This window comes from Streptomyces sp. NPDC020965 (assembly GCF_044333555.1).
Taxonomy (GTDB): domain Bacteria; phylum Actinomycetota; class Actinomycetes; order Streptomycetales; family Streptomycetaceae; genus Streptomyces.
Genome location: NZ_JBIRRE010000017.1, coordinates 121,073 through 141,892, shown reverse-complemented (window position 1 = coordinate 141,892; position 20,820 = coordinate 121,073). Strand labels below are relative to the sequence as shown.

The window sequence follows — 20,820 nt, the reverse complement described above, 5'->3', positions numbered from 1 at the left end:
GTGGTGGGGGCCGGAGAGGACCAGGGATGTGGGGCCGTTGATGGCGGCTATGGATACGTCTGAGGTGAGTAGGGGTTGTATGTCGTGTTCGCTGACGCGGATGGCGATCATGGTGCCGCCGGAGGGCAGTGATTGGATGAGCCTGCCCCGGGCGGCGACGAGTTGTGCGGCGTCTTTGAGGGACATGATTCCGGCGATGTGGGCGGCGGAGATCTCGCCGATGGAGTGGCCCAGGAGTGCGGTGGGTCGTAGGCCCCAGGAGGTGACGAGTGTGGCCATGGCGACTTCGACGGCGAAGAGTCCCGCTTGGGTGAAGACTGTTTCGCGCAGGAGGGCGGCCTTCTCACTGTCGGCCGGGGCGAAGACCACGTCCTTCACGGGGCAGGGCACCGACCCCGCCAGCGCCTGGTCCAGTTCTGCACAGGCCGCGTCGAACGCCTCCGCGTACACGGGGTAGGTCTCGTAGAGTTCCTGTCCCATGCCGGGCCATTGGGCGCCCTGACCGGCGAACACCCACCCCACCCCGCCACCGCTCGCGGGGGCCGTTGGTACGGTCAGCCCGCGCAGCCCCTTCACGGCCTCCGTCGTGTCCTCGGCGATGACGACAGCGCGCCATTCCCAGGACGTGGTACGGGTCGTGGCCAGGGAGCGGGCCACCGCAGCCGGTGTGGCACCGGTCGATTCCAGGTGGTCGGCCAACCGCTCGGCCTGAGCCTTGAGCGCGACCGCCGAACGCGCCGACAGCACCAGCGGCACTGGCCCCGCCACCACCTCCGGAGCAGTCAAGGCTGCATCAGCCGGAGGTTCCTCGATGACGATATGGGCGTTGGTCCCGGAGACACCGAAGGAGGAGACAGCGGCCCGACGCGGGCGCCCCTTCGCCTCCCACGGCACCGGTTCGGTGAGCAGTGAGATCTGGCCACCCTCCCACTCCACGAGGCTGGAGGGCTGGTCCACGTGCAGGGTGCGGGGGAGGAGTTCGTGGCGTAGGGCGAGGATCATTTTGATCACGCCGGTGACTCCGGCCGCCGCTTGCGCATGGCCGATGTTGGACTTGACCGAGCCGAGGTGTAGAGGTTGGTCGCGTTCCTGACCGTAGGTGGCCAGGAGTGCTTCCGCCTCGATCGGGTCACCCAGTGAGGTACCCGTGCCGTGGGCTTCGACAGCGTCGACTTCGGCGGGGGTGAGTCCTGCGTTGGCGAGGGCTTGGCGGATGACCTTCTGTTGTGCGGGGCCGTTGGGTGTGGTGAGGCCGTTGGACGCACCGTCCTGGTTGACGGCGGACCCCCGTACCACCGCCAAGATGTCACGACCGTCCCGTACGGCATCGGAGAGGCGTTGGAGCACCAGCACGCCCACGCCCTCGGCCCACCCCGTACCGTCCGCGCCCTCGGCGAACGACTTGCACCGACCATCCGGCGACAAGCCGCGCTGCCGGGAGAACTCCACGAAGACATCGGGTGTCGCCATCACGGTCACCCCACCTGCCAACGCCATGGAGCACTCACCCGACCGCACCGACTGAGCCGCCATATGCAGGGCGACCAGCGACGACGAACACGCCGTGTCCACCGTCACCGCGGGCCCCTCGACACCGAGGACATACGACACCCGACCCGAAATGACACTCGGCTGGGTGCCGGTGAGGAGATGGCCCTCGGCGTTGCCAGGGGTGAGCGGGCTCGGGCCGTAGGACTGAGGGGTCGCGCCGACGAAGACACCGGTCTGCTGTCCCCGAAGGGAGGTGGGATCGATCCCGGCGTCCTCCAACGCTTCCCAGATGGTCTCCAGCAGCAGCCGTTGTTGGGGGTCCATCGCCAGTGCTTCACGCGGCGAGATCCCGAAGAAGGCCGCGTCGAACGCCCCTGCGTCGGCCAGGAAGCCGCCGTGCCGGGTGTACGTCGTCCCTGACGCGTCCGGATCGGGGTCGTAGAGCCGCTCCAGGTCCCAGCCCCGATCGGTCGGGAACCCGCCGACCACGTCCCGCCCGTCGGACAGCAACTCCCAGAACTCCGCGGGGGTCCCGACTCCACCTGGCAGCCGTACGCCCATCCCGACCACCGCCACGGGCTCGGAGCTGGCCAAGGCCGCGGTGGGCCCTTTCCGTTCGGTGCCGAGCACGCGGTCGTGGAGGTGTGCGGCGAGGAGAGCCGCGGTCGGGAAGTCGAAGGCGACCGTGGCGGGCAGCCGCATCCCAAGGGCCGCGTTCAGCCGGGTCCGCAGGTCGACGGAGGTCAGCGAATCGAATCCGGCCTCCTTGAACACCTGCTTGGCGGGTATGACACCGGGTTCGCCCAGCACGATGGCCGCCTCGCGACGGACCAGATCAGTGAGGTCCGCCAGCAGTCGCTCACGTTCTGCGGCGACGAACACCCCATTGAGTTGCGGCGGCTCGCGGCGGGCGGAGTCCGCCCGGTCCGAAGCTCCCTCGCTGGTGGTCGCTGCCGGGTCAGGCAGGGGGGAGCCGTCGGGGGTGAGCCAGAAGCGGCGGCGTTCGAAGGCGGAGGTGGGGAGGGCGGTGAGTGGTGCCGGGGGCAGCACGCTGGTCCAGTCGATGGGCGCCCCCGCGACGAACGCCTCCGCCAGGGAGCGGGTGAAGCGATCGAGGCCGCCGTCATCACGGCGCAGTGAACCGCAGACGACGGTGTCCGTCCCCGCCGCGTCGGCGATGTCGGCGATCGCGGCGGCCAGTGTCGGGTGGGCGCTGGACTCGATGAAGAGGCCGAACCCTTGGGCGCAGAGGGCGGTGATCGCGTCGGCGAACTGGACACGGCTGCGGAGGTTGCGTGTCCAGTAGTGGGGGTCGACGGGGTCGTGGAGCCAGTTGACGTCCACCGTGGAGTACCAGGGGATGGTGGGTGTACGGGAGGAGATGTCGGCGAGGAGTTCGTTGAGGCGCGGTGCGATCGTGTCGACGTGAGCGGAGTGTGAGGCGTAGTCGACGGGGATGCGTCGTACGCGTGTGTTGTGGGTGCGGTGGTGGTGTTCGAGTGCGTCGAGGGCGGTGGTGTCGCCGGCCAGGACGGTCGCGTGGGGGCCGTTGACGGCGGCGATCTCGACCCCTTCGGGGAGGTCGATGGTGTCGGGTGGCAGGGCGATGGAGAGCATGCCGCCCTTGCCGGAGAGCTGCTCGGCGATGACCTGGCTGCGTAGTGTGACGATTTTGGCTGCGTCGTGGAGGGTGAGTGCGCCGGCTACGCAGGCGGCGGCGATTTCGCCTTGTGAGTGTCCGATGACGGCGTCGGGTTGGAAGCCGTAGGTGTTCCACAGTGCTGCGAGTGACACCATCACGGCGAAGGACACGGGTTGGACCACGTTCACCCGGTCGAGCCCGGGGGCATCCGCTGTCCCGTACACGACATCGCGTAGGGACCATTCCACATGCGGGGCGAGCGCCGCGGCACACTCTTCCATCCGTGCGGCGAAGGCGGGTTCCGTCTCCCACAGCTCGCGGCCCATGCCGGCCCACTGCGCACCCTGACCGGGAAAGACCAGCACCGAACGGCCTGCGTCCCGGGCCACCCCCGCCACCACACCCTGATCCGGACGGCCCTCGGCCAACGACCGCAGACTGTCGGCTCCGAAGGCCACCGCCCGGTGGTCACGCAGCGGGCGGCAGGCGATGAGGGAGCGGGCCACGGCAGCCGGGGTGGTGTTGGCCGAGTCCAGATGCCGGGTGAGGCGTGCGGCTTGTGTGGCGAGGGCGGTCGCGGTACGACCGGACACGACCAGCGGCGGTGTGTCGGCGCCGTGCGGGTCCGTCGTCAGGAGACCGGCACCACCAGGCCGTGGCGGCGAGGCGGGCCGCGCGGTGGGTGCCTCTTCCACCACCAGGTGCGCGTTGGTCCCGGAGATACCGAAGGAGGAGACTCCGGCCCGGCGCGGGCGACCCTTCGTCTCCCACGGCACCGGCTCGGTCAGGAGTTCCACCTTGCCCGTCGTCCAGTCGACCCTTTCGGAGGGCTGGTCCACGTGCAGGGTGCGGGGGAGGAGTCCATGGTGCAGGGCGAGGATCACTTTGATGACGCCGGTGACTCCGGCGGCGGCCTGGGTGTGTCCGAGGTTGGATTTCACCGAGCCCAGCCACAGCGGCAGTTCACGTTCCTGACCGTAGGTGGCCAGCAGGGCCTGGGCCTCGATCGGGTCGCCGAGTACCGTGCCCGTGCCGTGCGCCTCGACCGCGTCGACCTCGGACGGAGCGAGTCCCGCGTTCATCAGTGCCCGCCGGATGACCTGCTCCTGGGCGAGGCCGTTGGGTGCGGTGAGGCCGTTGGACGCACCGTCCTGGTTGACGGCGGACCCCCGTACCACCGCCAACACTTCACGACCCTCCCGTACGGCGTCCGAGAGGCGTTGGAGCACCAGCACGCCCACGCCCTCGGCCCACCCCGTACCATCCGCGCCATCGGCGAACGACTTGCACCGACCATCCGGCGACAGCCCGCCCTGCCGGGAGAACTCCACGAAGACGCCGGGTCCGGCCATCACCGTCACCCCGCCCGCCAGCGCCGTAGAGCACTCGCCGGACCGGACCGACTGTGCCGCCATATGCAGGGCGACCAGCGACGACGAACACGCCGTGTCGATGGTCACGGCGGGTCCCTGGAGGCCGAGGACATAGGAGATCCGGCCGGACAGGACGCTGGGTGAGGTGCCGGTGAGGGTGTAGCCGCCGGTGTCGCCGCTGGATTCCTGCATACGACTGCCGTACTCCTGCGCCATGGCGCCGAAGAACACACCGGTATCCGCACCCTGCAGGGCGGCGGGGTTGATGCCGGCGCGTTCCAATGCCTCCCAGGAGGTCTCCAGGAGCAGCCGCTGTTGCGGGTCCATCGCCAGCGCCTCACGCGAGGAGATCCCGAAGAACCCCGCGTCGAAGAGGGCGGCGTCAGGGAGGAAGCCGCCGCTGAAGCCGCGGACCTCGTCGCTCCAACCCCGGTCGTCGGGTGCGGGGGTGACGAGGTCGGCGCCCGCTTCGAGCGCGTTCCAGAAGGATTCGGGCGAGTCGATGCCGCCGGGGTAGCGGCAGCCGATGCCGACGACGACAACCGGGTCGTCGGTCGCGTCAGTCACGCCGGCCGGGGCGGTCGGTGTGGGGCTGGTGGGGGCGTCGTAGGGGAGCACCGGACCGTCGCCGAGGTGGGCGATCAGGCGCTCTGGCGTCGGGTGGTTGAAGAGCGTCGCGCTGGTGAGACGGTGGCCGACGGCCGAGTCGAGCCGGGAGGTCAGTTCGACGAGCATGGCCGAGTCGAAGCCGAGGTCCTTGAAGGAGGCGGCCCGGTCCACACGGGTCGGGTCGGACACCCCGAGGACGGTCGCGATCTCACGCAGGACGACGTCGGTACGGTCCCGTGCGGGAGCCGGCGGTCGGGCCGGCGCGTCGGTATCGCCGACCCAGTGGCGCTCGCGCTGGAAGGCGTAGGACGGCAGCGGGACGCGTCGGGCGCCGGGGAAATGGCGGTCCCACGGCACCGGCACGCCTTGGGTGTGCAGTTCGGCGAGGGAGGTGAGGAAGCGGCCCCAGCCGCCCTCGCCCCGGCGCAGGGTCGGTACGGCGACGACGGCGCGGTCTTCGGCGAACGCGCAGTCCCGCACCCCGGAGAGCAGGATCGGATGCGGGCTGATCTCGATGAACGCGTCGTGGTCGGTGGCGAGGAGGGCGCGGAGGGTGCCCTGGAGGTCAACCGGTTCGCGCAGGTTGCGGTACCAGTAGGCGGCGCCCAGCTCGGTACCGTCGAGCGGGCCGCCGGTCACCGTGGAGTGGAAGGGGACGCGCGACGCGCGGGGGCACAGTGGGGCCAGCGCGGTGATCAGCTCGTCTTCGAGGGGTTCCACGGCGGCGGTGTGGGAGGCGTAGTCGGCCTCCACCCGCCGCACCCTGGTGTCCGGTTCCCACGCGGCGACGATCTCTTCGAGTGCCGCGCGGTCACCGGCGATGACGACGGATTCGGGCCCGGAGACGACCGCGACGGAGACCCGGCCCTCCCAGGGGGCGAGTCGGGACCGTACCTCCGGTGCGGCGAGCCCGACCCACACCATGCCGCCGACGCCGGTGAGGTGCTCCGCCGTGAGCTGGGAGCGGATCGCGATGAGCCGGGCGCCGTCGGCGAGCGAGAGCGCACCGGCCACGCAGGCGGCGGCGACCTCGCCCTGGGACTGGCCGACGACGGCGGCGGGTTCGATGCCGCTGGAGCGCCACACCTCGGCGAGGGCGACCATCACCGCCCACAGCACGGGCTGGTTGACGTCGGTGCGTTCCATGGAGGGGGCGCCCTCGGCGCCGCGCAGGACATCGCGGAGCGACCAGTCGACCCAGGGAGCGAGGGCCTGCTCGCAGGAGAGCAGGGCGGCGGCGAACACCGGCGACTCCATGAGGAGCCGCTCGGCCATACCGGTCCACTGCGACCCTTGGCCGGGGAAGACGAAGACGGCGCGGTCGGCGACGGGGCGTGCGACGCCGCGGACGACCCCGCCCGCCGGCTGGCCGTCGGCGAGTGTGCGCAGGGCCGTGATCAGCTCATCACGGTCGCGGCCCATGGCCGCGGCCCGGTGGGTGAGGGGTGTACGCGCGGCGGTGAGGGTGTGCCCGACATCGGCAGCCGAGAGCTCTGGACGCGCCTCGACATGGTCGGCCAGCCGTTGGGCCTGCGCTCGTAGGGCGGCCTCGGTGTGGCCGGAGAGCACCCACACGTTCGTGGGTGCCCCGGCCCGCGCGGTGTCCGTCTCCGGCTCGTCGTCGTACGGAGGTGGGGACGAGCGGTCCGGTCCGGCCTCGTCCCGCGCGGGCGGGGACTCCACCACCACATGTGCGTTGGTGCCGCCGGCGCCGAAGGAGGAGACGCCCGCGAGGACCGGGCGCCCCTCGGCGCGGGGCCACGCGGTCGGCTCGGTGACGACCTTGAGCTGCCATGCTTCGGTGTCGATGGCCGGATGGGGCCGTAGGTGGTTCAGGCTCGGCGGAAGAGTGCGGTGACCGACCGCGAGCAGGGTCTTGAGCAGTCCGGCGATACCGGCAGCACCCTCCAGGTGCCCGATGTTGGTCTTCACCGAGCCGACGAGGAGCGGGGCGTCGCGCGGTTGGGAACCGTAGGCGGCGCCGAGCGCCTCGGCCTCGATCGGGTCGCCGACCGGTGTCCCGGTGCCGTGCAGTTCCACGTAGTCCACGGCACCGGGCGCCACCCCGGCGCGGCGGCAGGCGGCGCGCACGGCCCGCGCCTGGGCGCGGGCGCTGGGGGTGGTGAGGCCGGGCGCGGGGCCGTCGTTGTTGACGGCCGTGCCCCGTATGACGCCGTGGATCCGATCACCATCGGCGACGGCGCGCGCGAGTGGCTTGAGGACCACCAGCCCGCCGCCTTCGCCGCGGACGAACCCATTGGCGCGGGCGTCGAAGGTGAAGCACGCGGCGTCCGGCGACAACACGCCGAGCCCGGCGACGGCCTCGGCGCCCTCCTCGCTCAGGTTCAGTTGCACACCGCCCGCGACGGCCAGTGACGACTCGCCGGAACGGATGCTCTCGCAGGCGGCGTGGACGGCCACCAGCGCCGATGACTGACCGGTGTCCAGGGTCATGCTCGGGCCGGACAGGCCGAAGAAGTGGGAGAGCCTGTTGGCCAGGAAGCCGCGGTTGGTGCCGGTGAGGTGGTGGTGGCCGACCGGCGTACCGGCGCGGCGCAGGAGCAGCCCGTACTCCTCGGCGGTGGCACCGACGAACACGCCGGTACGGGGGGCGTCGGCGGCGTCCGGCCGGATGCCCGCGTCGTCGAACGCCTCCCAGCACAGCTCCAGCAGGAGTCGCTGCTGTGGGTCCGTGGCACGGGCCTCACGCGGTGAGAGGGCGAAGAGGGCGGCGTCGAACTCTTCGACGGCGTCCAGATATCCGGCCGTCGCCATCACGCCGGGCCGGGTCGCGGCGCCCAGTGCCTCGGCGCGGCCCGCTGGGGGTGGGCCGATCGCGCTCCGTCCGCCGATCAGCAGCTCCCAGAAGGCGGCGGGGTTCGCGGCGCCGGGCAGGCGGCAGGCCATGCCGACCACGGCGATGTGATCACCGGGTGCGTCGTCGGGACACCGGTCGGCGAGTTCGCCGGCCCCCTCGGATTCGGTGGACCTCCCGGGTTCGGTGAACCTCTCGGAGTCGGCCGCGCCCCCGGAGTCGGTGGGGCGCGCGGGGCCGATCACCCTGGTGGACGCGGCTGTCGTCCCGGATGTGGTGGGGGGCGTGGCACGGGCCGACGGGTTCATCGACAACTCCTGTGGACGGGGCTGTGGAGAGGCGGGCTCGACTCCGACGGGACGCATCGCGCGAACAGCGCACGGGGGACGCGCCGGGAACAGGCAGCACCGGGAAGCGGCCGTGTGGCGCGTCTTCCGCCAGGGGCCACGGATGTCTGCTCTGAGGTGGGGGGAGTGGGGAGTGGTGGGGGAGCTCGCGGCTGTGGAGCGCCTACTCGGCTGCGTCCAGGCCCGCGGCTTCAAGAGGGGCCGCGTACGGGGCGATCGATGTCATCAGCTCGGCTTCCCAGACCGACGGGTGGGTGGCCCGGCTGCCGGTCGCGGGCAGTGCCCTGGCCGACTCGACGGCCGCGAGCAGAGCATCGGTGGTGACCTTGGCGTTGTACCGTTCGGTCAGCCAGTGGCGGCCGGCGTCGCGGACGCGTTGCTGGTCCGGCGAGTGGACCAGCTCTAGTGCGCGATCGGCGAGCTCTACGGTGCGCAGATTGGGCACCGGCCAGGCCGACGGTGCCTCGAACAGCTCGTCGCCGCCGCCGAGCCCGTAACCGGTGACCAGACAACCGCTGGCCAGCGCTTCGGCGATGGGCAGACCGAAGCCCTCCCCTTCCGGGGCGCCGAGTGCGATGAACACCGAGGTGTCGGCGAGCACCCGGGCGACCTCTTCGTGCGGCAGACCACGGATGTCCCGCAGCTCGACGCCTTCGCTGCGCGGGTCGTTACGGAGGAGTTGCTTGAGCAAGGAGCTCTCCGACGGCCGTTTGCGGGACATCCAGGCGATGCTGGGCGTCCTCTCGTCGGCCGGGCGGAAGAGGTCGGCGTCGATGGGGTTGGGCACGAGCATCGGCGGTGGCAGATGGGGGATGGCCCGGCTGAGCACCTCGACACCGTCGCGGGAGATGGTCCAGAGCGCGGGCTGGTGGTCCCAGCCCGGGTAGGGGTGGACGTCGGGGCAGGTCAGGAAGGTCATGAAGTGGCCCTGAACAAAGATGACCTTGCGTCCGCCCGGCGCCGGGTCCACCCCGGGCAGGATCGTCAGTTCGGGGAGGACCACCAAGTCGTCAGCGTCCAGATCGATCTCGGTGCCGGACAGGGTGGGCACCGTGTCGTCGAACCAGGTGTAGCGAAATCCCGGGGTCGGGGACCATCGGTAGGCATCGACACCAGCGGCCACGAGCAGTGCCACATGCTCGGTCAACAGCCGGTTTCCCCCCACTGGGTATTGGTACTCGAACCCCGTGTAGATAACCCGTCCACCCATCATTGACCTCGCATCCATGGCACACGACAAAGGGACTCGCGCTGGTGACGACTGGTTAATGGCAAGAGCGTCGAAGGGGCGTTCATGCCCGACCTCGGCGGTGTCCCTCGAAGGGACAAAGGGACTAGATGGCCTGACCATCCGATCGCATGGAATTTCGCGGAAATGAACGACTCGAATCGCTGTCGACCATACCTGCAAGATCCAGACGGGGCAATGGTCTAGTCCCTTCGTAGGCGCTTCGAAAGGTTGCCGTCAAGAGAGATGGCAATGGTTCAAGCCATGAAACGTAATTTCGGGCCAATGTCATTTTTGCGTGTCACCGACTGGGGGTTTCTGTCGTCCGGGCTCCCGGCTGAGGGTCATCACGGCTGGTCCAGACCAAGGGTCGGATGGGTGGGTTGCCGGGACGCGGGCCTCTGGCTGCCCGGGGGGATGCCCCGTGCGGCCGGGCAATGGCGGCGCCATTGCCTTTGACTGCGTGCCTCACAGTCACCGGCGGAAGTGCTAGGGCTCATCCGCTGGATAGCCTCGATGAATTCCCGGAAAACCCTCCAGGTCGGACAATCCGCACGCATCGTTATGCATCCTTCGATGGTGCAATTCCGCCGCTGTAGTCCGCCGCTGTAGTCCGCACCCGGCAGAACGGTGCCGGTAGAACGGTGTCAACAGAGCAGTGCCGGCGGAACGGTGAGGCGGATCAAACGTAAGGGGTTCACGCCTATCGACTGGGTCGATCGTTTGGATGTCGCGGTGGCGGAGGCGGCCGAACAGGCGTGGAGTGCTGGACGGTGGACGCAGGCTTTGATTCCGCGCCCCCACTGGACTCCCGCCCCGGCCGATGGCTGTGCGGGGTGCCCCTAGGGGAAGGCAACTCTCCGTATCAACCTGCTGGTTGATCACGTTGCGTCCCTGGGTTGACGCGGTGCCGGCGGTCGGCGCGTGACGATGGCAGCCGATCGATCCACGAGGAGGACCACAGTGACACCAGTGACGCCCTCGGCAGGTGCTGGGGAAGCCGGCGGTCGGCCGACTTCCGGCAGCCCGCACCCTTCCGGGAGACGGGGCGCTCTCGACGGCGCGGACGCTCCCGGGAAGCCATCCGCATCCGCGCCACACCGGGCTCGACGCGGTGTGCTCATGACGGCGGGAACCCTGCTCGCGCTGGCGGGCTCGCTCGGCACGGCCGCCGCCGCACCCGCCGGCAGTCGCTCCCCGGACACCGGCACGGCCGCCGCGCAGGCCGGTGGGACGAGTCGGTCGACGGACGGCGTCTGGCGGTTGGACGGTTACGGGATGGTGGTCTCCGTCCGTGGCGGGGAACTGCGGAGCTGGGACACCACGGCGATCAGCTGTATTCCCGCCCTGGCCGCTCCGCAGCAGGGCGCACCCGCCCCCGACGGTACCGTCCGGTTCGACGCGGGCGACTTCACCCTGACCGTACGGCCCCAGGCCCGGGACCGTGCGGTCCTGCGCGTCCTCGGCACGGTGGGCGACCGGGGGATGCGCCGGATCGGCGCCGTGCCCCCGCTCTGCGGCCGGGCTCAGCCGACCGGCCCGGTGGCCTCGTTCGACGTCTACTGGCAGACGTTCAAGGAGAATTACGCCTTCTTCGCGAGCCGGGGCGTCGACTGGGAAGCGGCCCGCGCGGAGTACCGGCCCAAGGTCCACGCCCGGACGACCCCCGATCAACTCTTCGACATCCTCAGCGAGATGACCGCGCCACTCCAGGACGCGCATGTCGCCCTGGGCGCGGCCACCCCTGAGCTCACCCGCTCCTTCGAGATGTTCCGGCCCGGAACCACCCCACCCACCGATGAGTACGACCGTCGGATCAGGAAGTTCATCGAGCGCCGCGACCTCGGCGGCACGCCCCTGGAGCAGCACGCCAAGGGCGCCGTCGGCTATGCGGAGCTGCCCGGTGGCATCGCCTATCTGAGGATCAGCCGCTTCGGCGACTACGCACCCGGCACGGGTGACTTCGAGGCCGACTCCGCCGAGCTCACCCGAGTGCTGGACCGGATCATCACCCGGACCCGCACCACCGGCCCCGGCGCCTGGCGCGGCCTGATCATCGACGCCAGGTTCAACCAGGGCGGGAGCGATGCCCTGGGTCTCCAGATCGCGGCCCGGCTCACCAACCGCTCCTACCCGGCCTACGCCAAGCAGGCCCGCAACCACCCCGACGACGACACCCGGTTCACCCGGCGGCAGACCCTGCACGTCGTCCCGGCCACCGGATCACCCCGCTACACCGGGCCGATCGCACTCCTCACCAGTGGATCGACGGTCAGCGCCGGAGAGACCTTCACCAAGGCACTGGCCGAGCGCCCCGAGTCCACGACCCTGATCGGGGCGAACACCCAGGGCGTTCTCTCCGACACACTCGGCCGCTCGCTCCCCAACGGCTGGCAGTTCAGTCTCTCCAACGAGAAGTACACCAACCCCAGGGGGTTCTCCTACGAAGGGCCCGGGATCCCTCCGCACATATCCACACCGGTGTTCACCGAGAAGGAGTTCGCGGCCGACCGCGACTCGGCGTTCGACCGCGCCAGGGCGCTGCTCACCCGACGCCCCTGAACCCGTACCCGGTCCCACCGGCCCGACGTCACCGATGCGGTGTGACATCCGGTGGGACCGGCTGGTTCACGCACCTTCCACCTCGGCCATGGCCGCGACCGAACGGTGGAAACCCATCCCGGTCCGCCGCAGCGCGGCGTCGAGCTCCACCGTCCCGAGCTCCCGCTTGCTGCGCATCGCATTGAAGTCGTCGACCGCCAGATGGAAGAACACCCCGTCGTCCAGGACGTCCAGTAGCTTCCGGGCGATGCCCGACTTCCCCGAACTGGAAGTGCCATGGAGAAGGATGATCCGCCCGGATGCCATGCCCGAATGCTCGCACGGGGCTGCTCCGGCCCTCCTCGACGCCTTGGACCTGGATGGCCTGACGTTCCGCGGGCCGGGCGCGGTCTCGGGGACGTGGGTCAACCGGGGACGGATGTGTGATAATCGCGACTGATCACTTCGTGCGCGATGTCCGATGGCGGCGGAACTTTTCGCCGGTCGGGGCCTCCTACGGGCCCGCGCTGTTCACAGGGAGAGGACCGGTCTCCATGGCGACCGAGCAAGGGTCGGGGCCTGCGGAGACGGCCTGGACGCGATCCGACTCCGGGCCCGCAGTAGCGGGTGGGACGGGGGGGTCGGGTGGCGCGACCGTGCAGATCGTTGATCACGCCCTGCTCGTCCTCAAGGCGATCGCCGAGGCCGACCGACCGCGCGGGGTCCGCGAGCTGAGCCGCGATCTGGTGATCAGTAAGAGTTCCACCCAGCGGATCCTGGCCTCCCTGGAGCGGGTCGGGCTCGCTGTGATGGAGGAGCATTCCCGGAAGTACGTGATCGGCCCGGCGGCGCTCACTCTCGCGTGGAAACACGCGGCCAACAGCGACCTGGTGGGTGCGGCGGCCGGAGCCACCACCCGGATCGCCGCTGTGACCGGGGAGACCGCATGCGTCTCCACGGTCGTGGACGGCCGGCGTGTGACGGTCTTCGAGGCCGAGAGCTCCCAGCCGCTGCGCTTGATCACCGGTGTCGGCCGGCCCTACTCGCTGTTCTCCGGGGCCACCGGCAGGGTCCTCCTCTCGATGTTGCCCGAGGCGGAGACCGAGCGGCTGATCCAGGCGCATGAACAGGGTGGGCCGGATGATGCCGCCTCGGTGCATCGAGAGATCGCCGACCGTGTCGCCACCGCCCGGGAGCAGGGCTATGCGCTGAGCCGGGGCGAGTGGATCAATGGCGGCTGCGGTGTGGCCGTACCCATCGGTGTCCAGGGGAGCGTCACCGCCGCCTTGAGCATCTACGGCCCCGAGGCGCGGCTCAGTGACCGGCGTATGACGGATCTCGTCCCGGACCTGCTGTCGGCAGCCGCGGAGATCGCTGTCCGCTGGCGGCAGCCGGCCTGACGCCAGGGACGTCCGCCGCCCCGTCGTTCTTACTGACACCGCACCGGGAGCCCCGGTGCGGTGTTGCTGTCTGCCCTGCCGCAGAGCCCTGCGGCAGGGCCTTTCCGCTGTCGCCTCGACGTACCCCATTGACCTGGCCGAAAGCCGTCGGTACGTTGTCCCAAACAATCTGGTCCACTGTCCCAGATCGCTCGCACGGTCGGTGGGTCCGGGGGGAACCCGGTGTCGCCGGGGGCTGATTCCCGCCGGGCGCCCCCGCGTGAATGCGCATGTATGACGTCATGTCAAGGGTGGACTTATGCCTGGAAGCGTGACAGCTCTATCTATAGTCCGATGTTGAGGAGAAAAGCCTTATGTTGCTCGGCTGGCGTGCACGAATCGGTCAGATACGCCCCGCTACGGCCATCGAGGGAGCGGAGGAGTGGCGGTCCGTGGCCCCCACCGGAGTCGCCTTCGCGGATGCCCGGACCATCGTTCCGCGCGTGGACGCGGAAGGGCTCAAGGAGATGATGAGCCAGGTCCTGGAAGCCTCCCGGCAGCTCGCGACCGCGAAGGTGGACCTGATCGTGCAGTGCGGTGCGCCCGGCACCTTCATCCCGGGGCCCGGTACCGATCAGAAGGTGACCGACGAGATCACCGCCGAGACCGGCGTCCCGGCCATCACGATGATGCAGGCGACCGTCGACGCGCTGCGGGCGGTCGGGGCGACGTCGGTCGCCGTCGGCAGTATCTACACCGACGAGGTCAATGAGGCACTGCGGGTCTATCTCACCGCGCTCGGCTTCGAGGTCCCGGTGATGGAGGGCCTACAGATGACCGACCCCTACGAGGCCAGCGTGCACGACGCGGACAGCGCGTACCGCCTGGGACGCCGGCTCCACCGGGCGGCACCCGATGTGGACGCCCTGCTGATCTCCTGTGGCACCTACCGGACCTTCGAGATCCTGCCCTACCTCGAAATGGACACCGGGCTGCCGGTGGTGACCAGCAATCAGGCATCACTGTGGAAGGCCCTGCGCCACCTCGGACTGCGTGACGAGATCCCGGCGCTCGGCCGGCTGGGCCGGCTCGACTGAACCCCGCGACCGCGACCGGCAGGGTCGCCGTCCGTTCCCCTCCCGTGTAACGCCCGCCCCGTTCGCCCTGTCCCACCAGCAGAGGAAGCATCACCGTGCTCGTAGACGCGCTGCAGTTCGTCAAGCCCTCCCGGGAGCGATTCGAGGAGTGGCACACCGCTGGAATAGCCGGTGTCCATGCCACCGTCGCCATCTGGGAGGACTCCACCGAGACCATGCGTGAGGTCGGCCGCTGGCAGCGGCTGCTCACCGAGAACGCCGATCTGCTCCGTGAGGGCCGCTCCGGCGACGATATCCGCGCCGCCGGCGAAGCCGGCCGTACCGCCGTCGTTCTCGGATTCCAGAACAGCAGCCCGTTCGAGGACGACCTCGACCTCGTCGGCGCCTTCCACCAGGCCGGGGTGCGCATCGCACAGCTCACCTACAACACACAGAACTCGGCCGGCGCGGGCTGCTGGGAAGGCGACGACGCGGGGCTCTCCCGCACCTACGGGGTCAACCTGATCCGCGAGATGAACCAGGTCGGGATGGTCATCGACATCTCGCACTGCAATGAACGCACCTCCCTCGAAGCGCTTGAGGCATCCGCGCGGCCCGTCGCGATCACCCACTCCAACCCCCGGGCGTTCGTCGGCGAGAACGTCGAACTCGCCTTCCGCAACAAGTCCGACACGGTCCTGAAGAAGGCGGCGGAGAGCGGCGGGGTGGTGGGGCTGAGCATGTACCCGCGCATCGCGCCGAACGGGGTCGCGTGCAGCATCGGCGAGTTCTGCGACATGGTCGTCTACACCGTCGACCTGATCGGCGTGGACCACGTCGGACTCGGCTCCGACTACTACGCGGGCCAGGGCGACGAAGAGCTGCACTGGTGGCGCCAGGGGCGGTGGAGCCGCAAGCCGATGGTGCCGATCTCCGGGCCCGTCGAATTCCCCGAGTGGTTCGCGGCGGGCAGCGGCTACGCGGCCGTGCTGAAGGAACTGCGCACCCGTGGCTTCAGCGAGGAGGAGGTCGGGCGGATATCCGGCGGCAATTGGCTCCGGATGTTCGACGAGGGCTTCGCGGCCGGTCCGCGGAACTGACTCCAGAGCAACGGCGCGATGGCGTGGAGAGGGACGGGGTGGGGCATGAACCGGTTTGACGTGGTGGTCGTCGGGGGTGGGCACAACGGCCTGGTGACCGCCGCCTATCTGGGCCGTGCGGGACTGAGGGTCGCCGTGATCGAGGCCCGCGAGGGCCTCGGCGGTCCCTGCGGCGGGTATGAGTTCCTGCCGGGCCGCCGCCTCGCCTTCACCAATTCGCCCGGCTCGCTCAACCCGGCCGTGGTCGGCGAATTGAAGCTGGCGGAGTACGGTCTCCGATTTGTACGGGCGGACCCGACCGTCGTCCAGCAGTTCGGCGGTCGCTGCTTCCTCGGCTGGCGCGACCCCGTTCGGATCGACCGCCAGCTCGATGCCTTCGCACCGGGGGAGGCGCGCCGGTACCGCGGACTCATCGGCGCTCTCGAACGCCTCGGAGCGAGCCTGGGCGTCTCGCTGGACGAACCCCCGCCCGCGCTGGACACCTTGCGGGAGCGGCTGACCGACCCCGCCGACCAGCGGCTCTTCACCGCCGTGTTCGAGGGCAGCCTCACCGGTCTCCTCGATGAGCATCTGGTGTCGGACCAGGCCAAGGCGCTGCTGGGGATGCTCGCCCTCAATGCGCAGCTCGTACCGCCGTCCGCCCCCGGCACCGCCGTAGGGCTGATGATGCGCCCGTTCGCCCTCGCCGCGGCCGCGGCGGGCGCGGACGCCGCCGAGCGGGTGGCACTGCGCGGTTCCACCGGACTCCCGGTGGGATCCATGAGCGCGATCATCGACGCGCTGGAGGGTTGCTGCCGTCGACACGGTGTGGAGATCCGGACCGGTACGGCGGTGGCCCGCGTCCGCTACGACGCGGACGGCGTACGCGGCGTCGTCACCACGACCGGGGAGGAGTTCACCGCCGATCGGGTGGTGTCGGCGATCAACCCGGTTCACCTGTTCCGCGATCTGCTCGACGACGGGGCCATGGGGGCGCCGGTCCGCGCCGCGGTCACCAGCGCGGACATGCGCGGTTCGGCGTTCAAGCTGGTCCTCGAAGTCGACTCGCTGCCCGCCTATGCCGGACTGCCCGGGGACGTGGCCGCCGACCAGGTCCGGGCTTGCCAGTTCCGGGTTGGCTCCTCCCTCGCCCATATCGAGGAGTCCGTCGGTCGGGCACAGGCGGGCGACTGCTCCGAGCACCCCTTGATGTGGGGGTTGATCCCCACCCTGACCTCGCCCGGACTCACCCCCGGAGACACCCACCTCATCAGCGTCAACGCCTGGCACGCCCCCTACCGTCCGAGCGACGGCGACTGGCACGCCGCACGGACCGAGCAATTCGGTCGGCGCTGCGTCGAGGAACTCTCACGGCTGATGCCGGGGCTCGCCGACCGCGTCGTCGACCACCGATTCATGAACCCCGTGGACCTGGAGAGCGAACTGGGTCTCATCGAAAGCAACATCACCCACGGCGACATGCTGCCGGAGAACCTCTTCGGCAACCGTCCGCACCCCGCTGTGGCGGGATACCGCACCCCGCTCGCCGGCTTCTACCTCACCGGCGCCGGCACCTGGCCCGGCGGCTATGTCACCGGAACGCCCGGCAGGAACGCGGCGACCGCGATTCTCCACGACCTTTCCGACAAGTGAAGGCGACAGCCATGAGGCATTCCCACCCCCGTGGGGCGGCGCGCTCACGAATACACCGGCTGCCCCGGGCGATCGTCTGCACGCTCGCCGCCGCTGCCCTGGTCACCGGCTGCAGCACCAACCCCGGGTTCGGCCGCGACCCGGACACCGTGATCATCGGCGCCGAGGGCGAGATACCCACCCTGGATCCGCACCGGCTCTCCGGAACCGTGGGACTACGGCTCGTCGACGTCCTCTTCGACCCCCTGATCCGCGAGGACCTCACCACCAGGACCGACCGCGCGCCGGAACTCCGCCCCGGGCTGGCCCTGTCCTGGACCATCTCACCGGACGCCCGTACCTATACCCTCGCGCTCCGGAAGAACGTCACCTTCACCGACGGCGCGCCGTTCGACGCCGCCGCCGTCAAGGTCAACTTCGACCGGATCATGAACAAGAAGTCCGCTGTCTACGACGCGACCGCCAGTGGGAACATGAAGTTCCTGACCCGCTGGATCGAACGGGTCGAGGTCAGCGGCCCGTACACCCTCGCACTCCGGCTCACCAAGCCCTACGCCGGCCTGCCGAGGATGCTCACCGACCGGCGGATGTCGATCATCAGTCCGCGGGCGCTCAACGGACAGCGGCCCGACGACATCGGTCTGCACCCGGTCGGCACCGGGCCCTTCCGCCAGCGCAAAGCCGACCACGGCAAACGCGTCACACTGAAGCGGAACTCCACCTACTGGGACGGCGCACCAGCCGCCCCCACGATCATCGTCGAATCCGTCACCGACCCCACCACCCTGGCCATCGCCGCCCAGACCGGAGAAGTGGACGCCATCCTGAGCGCGGGCGCGCAGCAGGTGCAGCAGCTCACCCACGACGACGCCATGGCCGTGCAGTACCCGGAGCCCGCGAACCAGTACTTCCTCCGCCTCAACACGCGGATCGCCCCGACCAATGACATCGCGTTCCGGCAGGCACTCAACCACGCGGTCGACCGGAAGGCGATCGCCACCCTCACCGGAGGCCAGGTCACCCCTTCCACGGGACCCCTGCCACGCGGCAACGAGGCTTACACCGCCGCATCCGGGAACAGTGGGAGCACTCCGTACACCCACGATCCCGAACGGGCCAGGGAACTCATCCGGCAGAGCGGGGTCAGCACGCCGGTACGGCTGAGGCTGCTCGCCCCCGACAGCGGGCCCGGCTTCTCGCAGGCCACCGAGATCATGTCACTGGTCCAACAGGACCTGAAGGCAGTCGGCGTCCAACTGGACCTCCAGTACATGGAGTTCGCGTCCTTGGTCGCCGAGGAGGGCAAAGGCTACAACGGCACCACCCACGGCTCCTTCAACGGCTGGACGACAGGAGCCGACGCCGCCGACTTCCTGGAACGGATGTTCAGCGGCGATCTGCACCCGCCCAACGGTGTCAACCGCGGCTGGTACCGCAACACCGCCGTGGACACCCTCTTCGACCGGGCCCGCGCCGAGCGGGACAACGGTCGTCGGATGACGCTCTACCAGCAGGCAGCCGCCCAGGTCGCCACCGACGCACCCTGGCTCTTCCTCTACCAGGACCGGCTGCCCCGACTGCTGAGCCACCAGGTGCACGGCGTCACCGCCGCCGCCTCCCCTTACATCGACTACACCACCCTCCGCCGCGGGTGAGGAGAGCAGCCATGAAGGCCACTGCGGCACCCCGTTCCGAGACCGTGCCCCCCGTGCGCCCCCGCCGACGCGACCGGCTCCGGGCCCGGGCCGGAGGCGGCAGTGCCACCGCCGTCATCGGCGGCACGATCGTCGCCCTCACCATCGTCGTCGCCGTCCTGGCACCGGTCATCGCCCCCTACGACCCACTCGCCACCAACCCGTCGGCCGTCGGACTCACCCCGTTCAGCGACGGACACCATCTGCTCGGCACCGACGAGGTCGGCCGGGACATCCTCAGCCGGCTGATGCACGGCGCCCGGCTCGCCCTGCTGGTCGCGGTCCTCCCGACCCTCCTCGCCCTCATGGTCGGCGGCCTTCTCGGACTGCTCTCCGGCTATGTCGGCGGCTGGCTCGACAGCACCCTGATGCGGATCTTCGATGTGATGTTCTCCTTCCCGGGCATCCTGCTCGCCCTGGGGATCAGCGTCGCCCTGGGCCCCGGCACCACCTCCATGATCGTCGCGATGGTGGTGGTGACGGTCCCCGAGTTCGGACGGATCGTCCGCGGCCAGGTCGTCAGCCTCCGTCAGGAGCAGTACGTGGAGGCCGCCGGCGCCCTCGGCTACGGCCATCCGAGGATCGCACTCCGGCACATCACCCCCAACCTGCTCGGCGGTGTGGTCGTCTTCGCCACCCTCCAGACCGGGCGGAACGTCATTCTCAGCTCCAGCCTCGCCTTCCTCGGGCTCGGGGCCCAACCCCCCACCCCCGACTGGGGCCAGATGCTCAGCGGCGGGCGCGCCCTCCTCGTGACGGCGCAGCACGTCGCCACGATCCCGGGCCTGGCGATCGTCGTCCTCGCCGTCGGCTTCAACCTGCTCGGTGACGGCATCCGCGACCGTCTCGACCCGCGCACCCGGCAGTCCCGGGCCGCGCGCGGCAGCAAGCCCGCGTCATGGAACCGGTGGCGCCGGTCATGAACAGTCCTGGAGATTCGCCATGTTGACCTTCACCCTGCGCCGCGCCCTGCAGATGCTCCCGGTCATCCTGGGGGTGACCATCGCCACCTTCGGCCTCGGTCAGATCATCCCCGGGGACCAGGCGAGCGCCCTGCTGGGCCCCAGCTCATCGGAGGAGGACCGCCAGGCCCTCCGCGCGGACCTGGGCCTGGACGAGCCGGCGCTCTCCCGCTACTTCAGCTATCTCGGCAATCTGCTCGGCGGTGACCTGGGCCGCTCGCTCTCCTTCGGCCGGCCGGTGTCCGAGGTGCTGTCCGAACGGCTGCTCAACACCGTTCTGCTCTCCGGCACCGCAATCGTCGTGGCGGCGGTGGTGGGTGTCGCGATCGGCACCTGGGCCGCGCAGAAGCCGGGGTCCGCCCGGGACCGTGGACTCACGGTCGGCGTCCTGTTCTTCAACTCCGTCCCGTCGTTCTGGTTCGGCCTGGTGCTGATCGTGGTGTTCTCCCTCCAGCTACGGATACTGCCCGCGACCGGGATGACCTCGATCGGCGGCGGCGGGGCCCTCGACGTCGCCGCGCACATGGTCCTGCCGGTCACGACACTCGCCGCCTGGTCACTGGCCGTGATCGCCCGGATGACCCGCTCAGCAGTGCTGGAGGTGATCGGCAACGACTATGTGCGCACCGCCCGCTCACGCGGCGTCGGCGAATTCCGGGTCATCGTCCGGCACGTCCTCCCGAACGCCATGCCGTCCGTCATCACCGTCATCGGCCTCCAAGCTGGGTTCCTCCTCAGCGGCGCGGTCCTCACCGAGACGGTGTTCTCCTGGCCCGGCATCGGACTCGCCCTCCACCAAGCCATCTCCACCCGGGACATCCCCCTCGTCCAAGGCGGAATCCTGGTGATCGCCATCGCCTTCGTGCTGATCAACTTTCTGGTCGACGTACTCCAGGCTTACTTCAATCCGAAGATCAAACTTGCCTAGGGA

10 protein-coding genes and 1 pseudogene are annotated in these 20,820 nt (G+C 70.0%); 8 read left to right on the top strand and 3 right to left on the bottom strand.

What is annotated here, in order from left to right; translation table 11 throughout:
* Positions 1-8,238: beta-ketoacyl synthase N-terminal-like domain-containing protein (locus ACH4S7_RS34845; protein WP_398525419.1), on the bottom strand; the 8,238-nt coding region annotated here is incomplete at its 3' end.
* A gap of 202 nt (positions 8,239-8,440) precedes the next feature.
* Complete coding sequence (locus ACH4S7_RS34840) at positions 8,441-9,424, bottom strand: hypothetical protein (protein WP_398525418.1); 984 nt, start codon at positions 9,422-9,424, stop codon at positions 8,441-8,443.
* Positions 9,425-10,627: 1,203 nt separating this feature from the next.
* Here ACH4S7_RS34840 and ACH4S7_RS34835 point away from each other — a divergent pair.
* Positions 10,628-12,067, top strand: coding sequence for a S41 family peptidase (locus ACH4S7_RS34835; protein WP_398525417.1), 1,440 nt, complete (start codon positions 10,628-10,630; stop codon positions 12,065-12,067).
* 81 nt (positions 12,068-12,148) lie between these two features.
* Here the strand turns inward: ACH4S7_RS34835 and ACH4S7_RS34830 are convergent.
* Positions 12,149-12,373: pseudogene (locus ACH4S7_RS34830) on the bottom strand (chloramphenicol phosphotransferase); the annotation flags it as partial.
* Positions 12,374-12,600: 227 nt separating this feature from the next.
* On the opposite strand from ACH4S7_RS34830, the gene ACH4S7_RS34825 reads away from it, so the two are divergent.
* The 7 genes from ACH4S7_RS34825 (at position 12,601) to ACH4S7_RS34795 (ending at position 20,817) form a co-directional block, all read left to right on the top strand.
* Positions 12,601-13,446 (top strand): IclR family transcriptional regulator, encoded by an 846-nt coding sequence (locus ACH4S7_RS34825; RefSeq protein ID WP_398525416.1) that lies wholly within the window; start codon positions 12,601-12,603, stop codon positions 13,444-13,446.
* Positions 13,447-13,799: 353 nt separating this feature from the next.
* Positions 13,800-14,522: an aspartate/glutamate racemase family protein gene (locus ACH4S7_RS34820; RefSeq protein ID WP_398525415.1), complete on the top strand. Its 723-nt coding sequence runs from the start codon at positions 13,800-13,802 to the stop codon at positions 14,520-14,522.
* A gap of 95 nt (positions 14,523-14,617) precedes the next feature.
* On the top strand, positions 14,618-15,601 hold the full coding sequence (locus ACH4S7_RS34815; protein WP_398525414.1) for a dipeptidase: 984 nt from the start codon (positions 14,618-14,620) through the stop codon (positions 15,599-15,601).
* A 45-nt stretch (positions 15,602-15,646) separates the two neighbouring features.
* A complete protein-coding gene (locus ACH4S7_RS34810) occupies positions 15,647-17,233 on the top strand; it encodes a phytoene desaturase family protein (protein ID WP_398525413.1) in 1,587 nt (528 codons plus the stop codon).
* Between the two features lie 11 nt (positions 17,234-17,244).
* Positions 17,245-18,888 carry an ABC transporter substrate-binding protein gene (locus ACH4S7_RS34805; RefSeq protein ID WP_398525412.1) on the top strand — a complete coding sequence of 548 codons (1,644 nt, stop codon included), beginning with the start codon at positions 17,245-17,247 and terminating at the stop codon, positions 18,886-18,888.
* An 11-nt stretch (positions 18,889-18,899) separates the two neighbouring features.
* The gene (locus ACH4S7_RS34800) at positions 18,900-19,850 is read left to right on the top strand and encodes an ABC transporter permease (protein ID WP_398525411.1); all 951 of its coding nucleotides are present in this window, start codon (positions 18,900-18,902) and stop codon (positions 19,848-19,850) included.
* A gap of 19 nt (positions 19,851-19,869) precedes the next feature.
* Positions 19,870-20,817 (top strand): ABC transporter permease, encoded by a 948-nt coding sequence (locus ACH4S7_RS34795; protein WP_398525410.1) that lies wholly within the window; start codon positions 19,870-19,872, stop codon positions 20,815-20,817.
* The last annotated feature ends 3 nt before the right edge of the window (positions 20,818-20,820 follow it).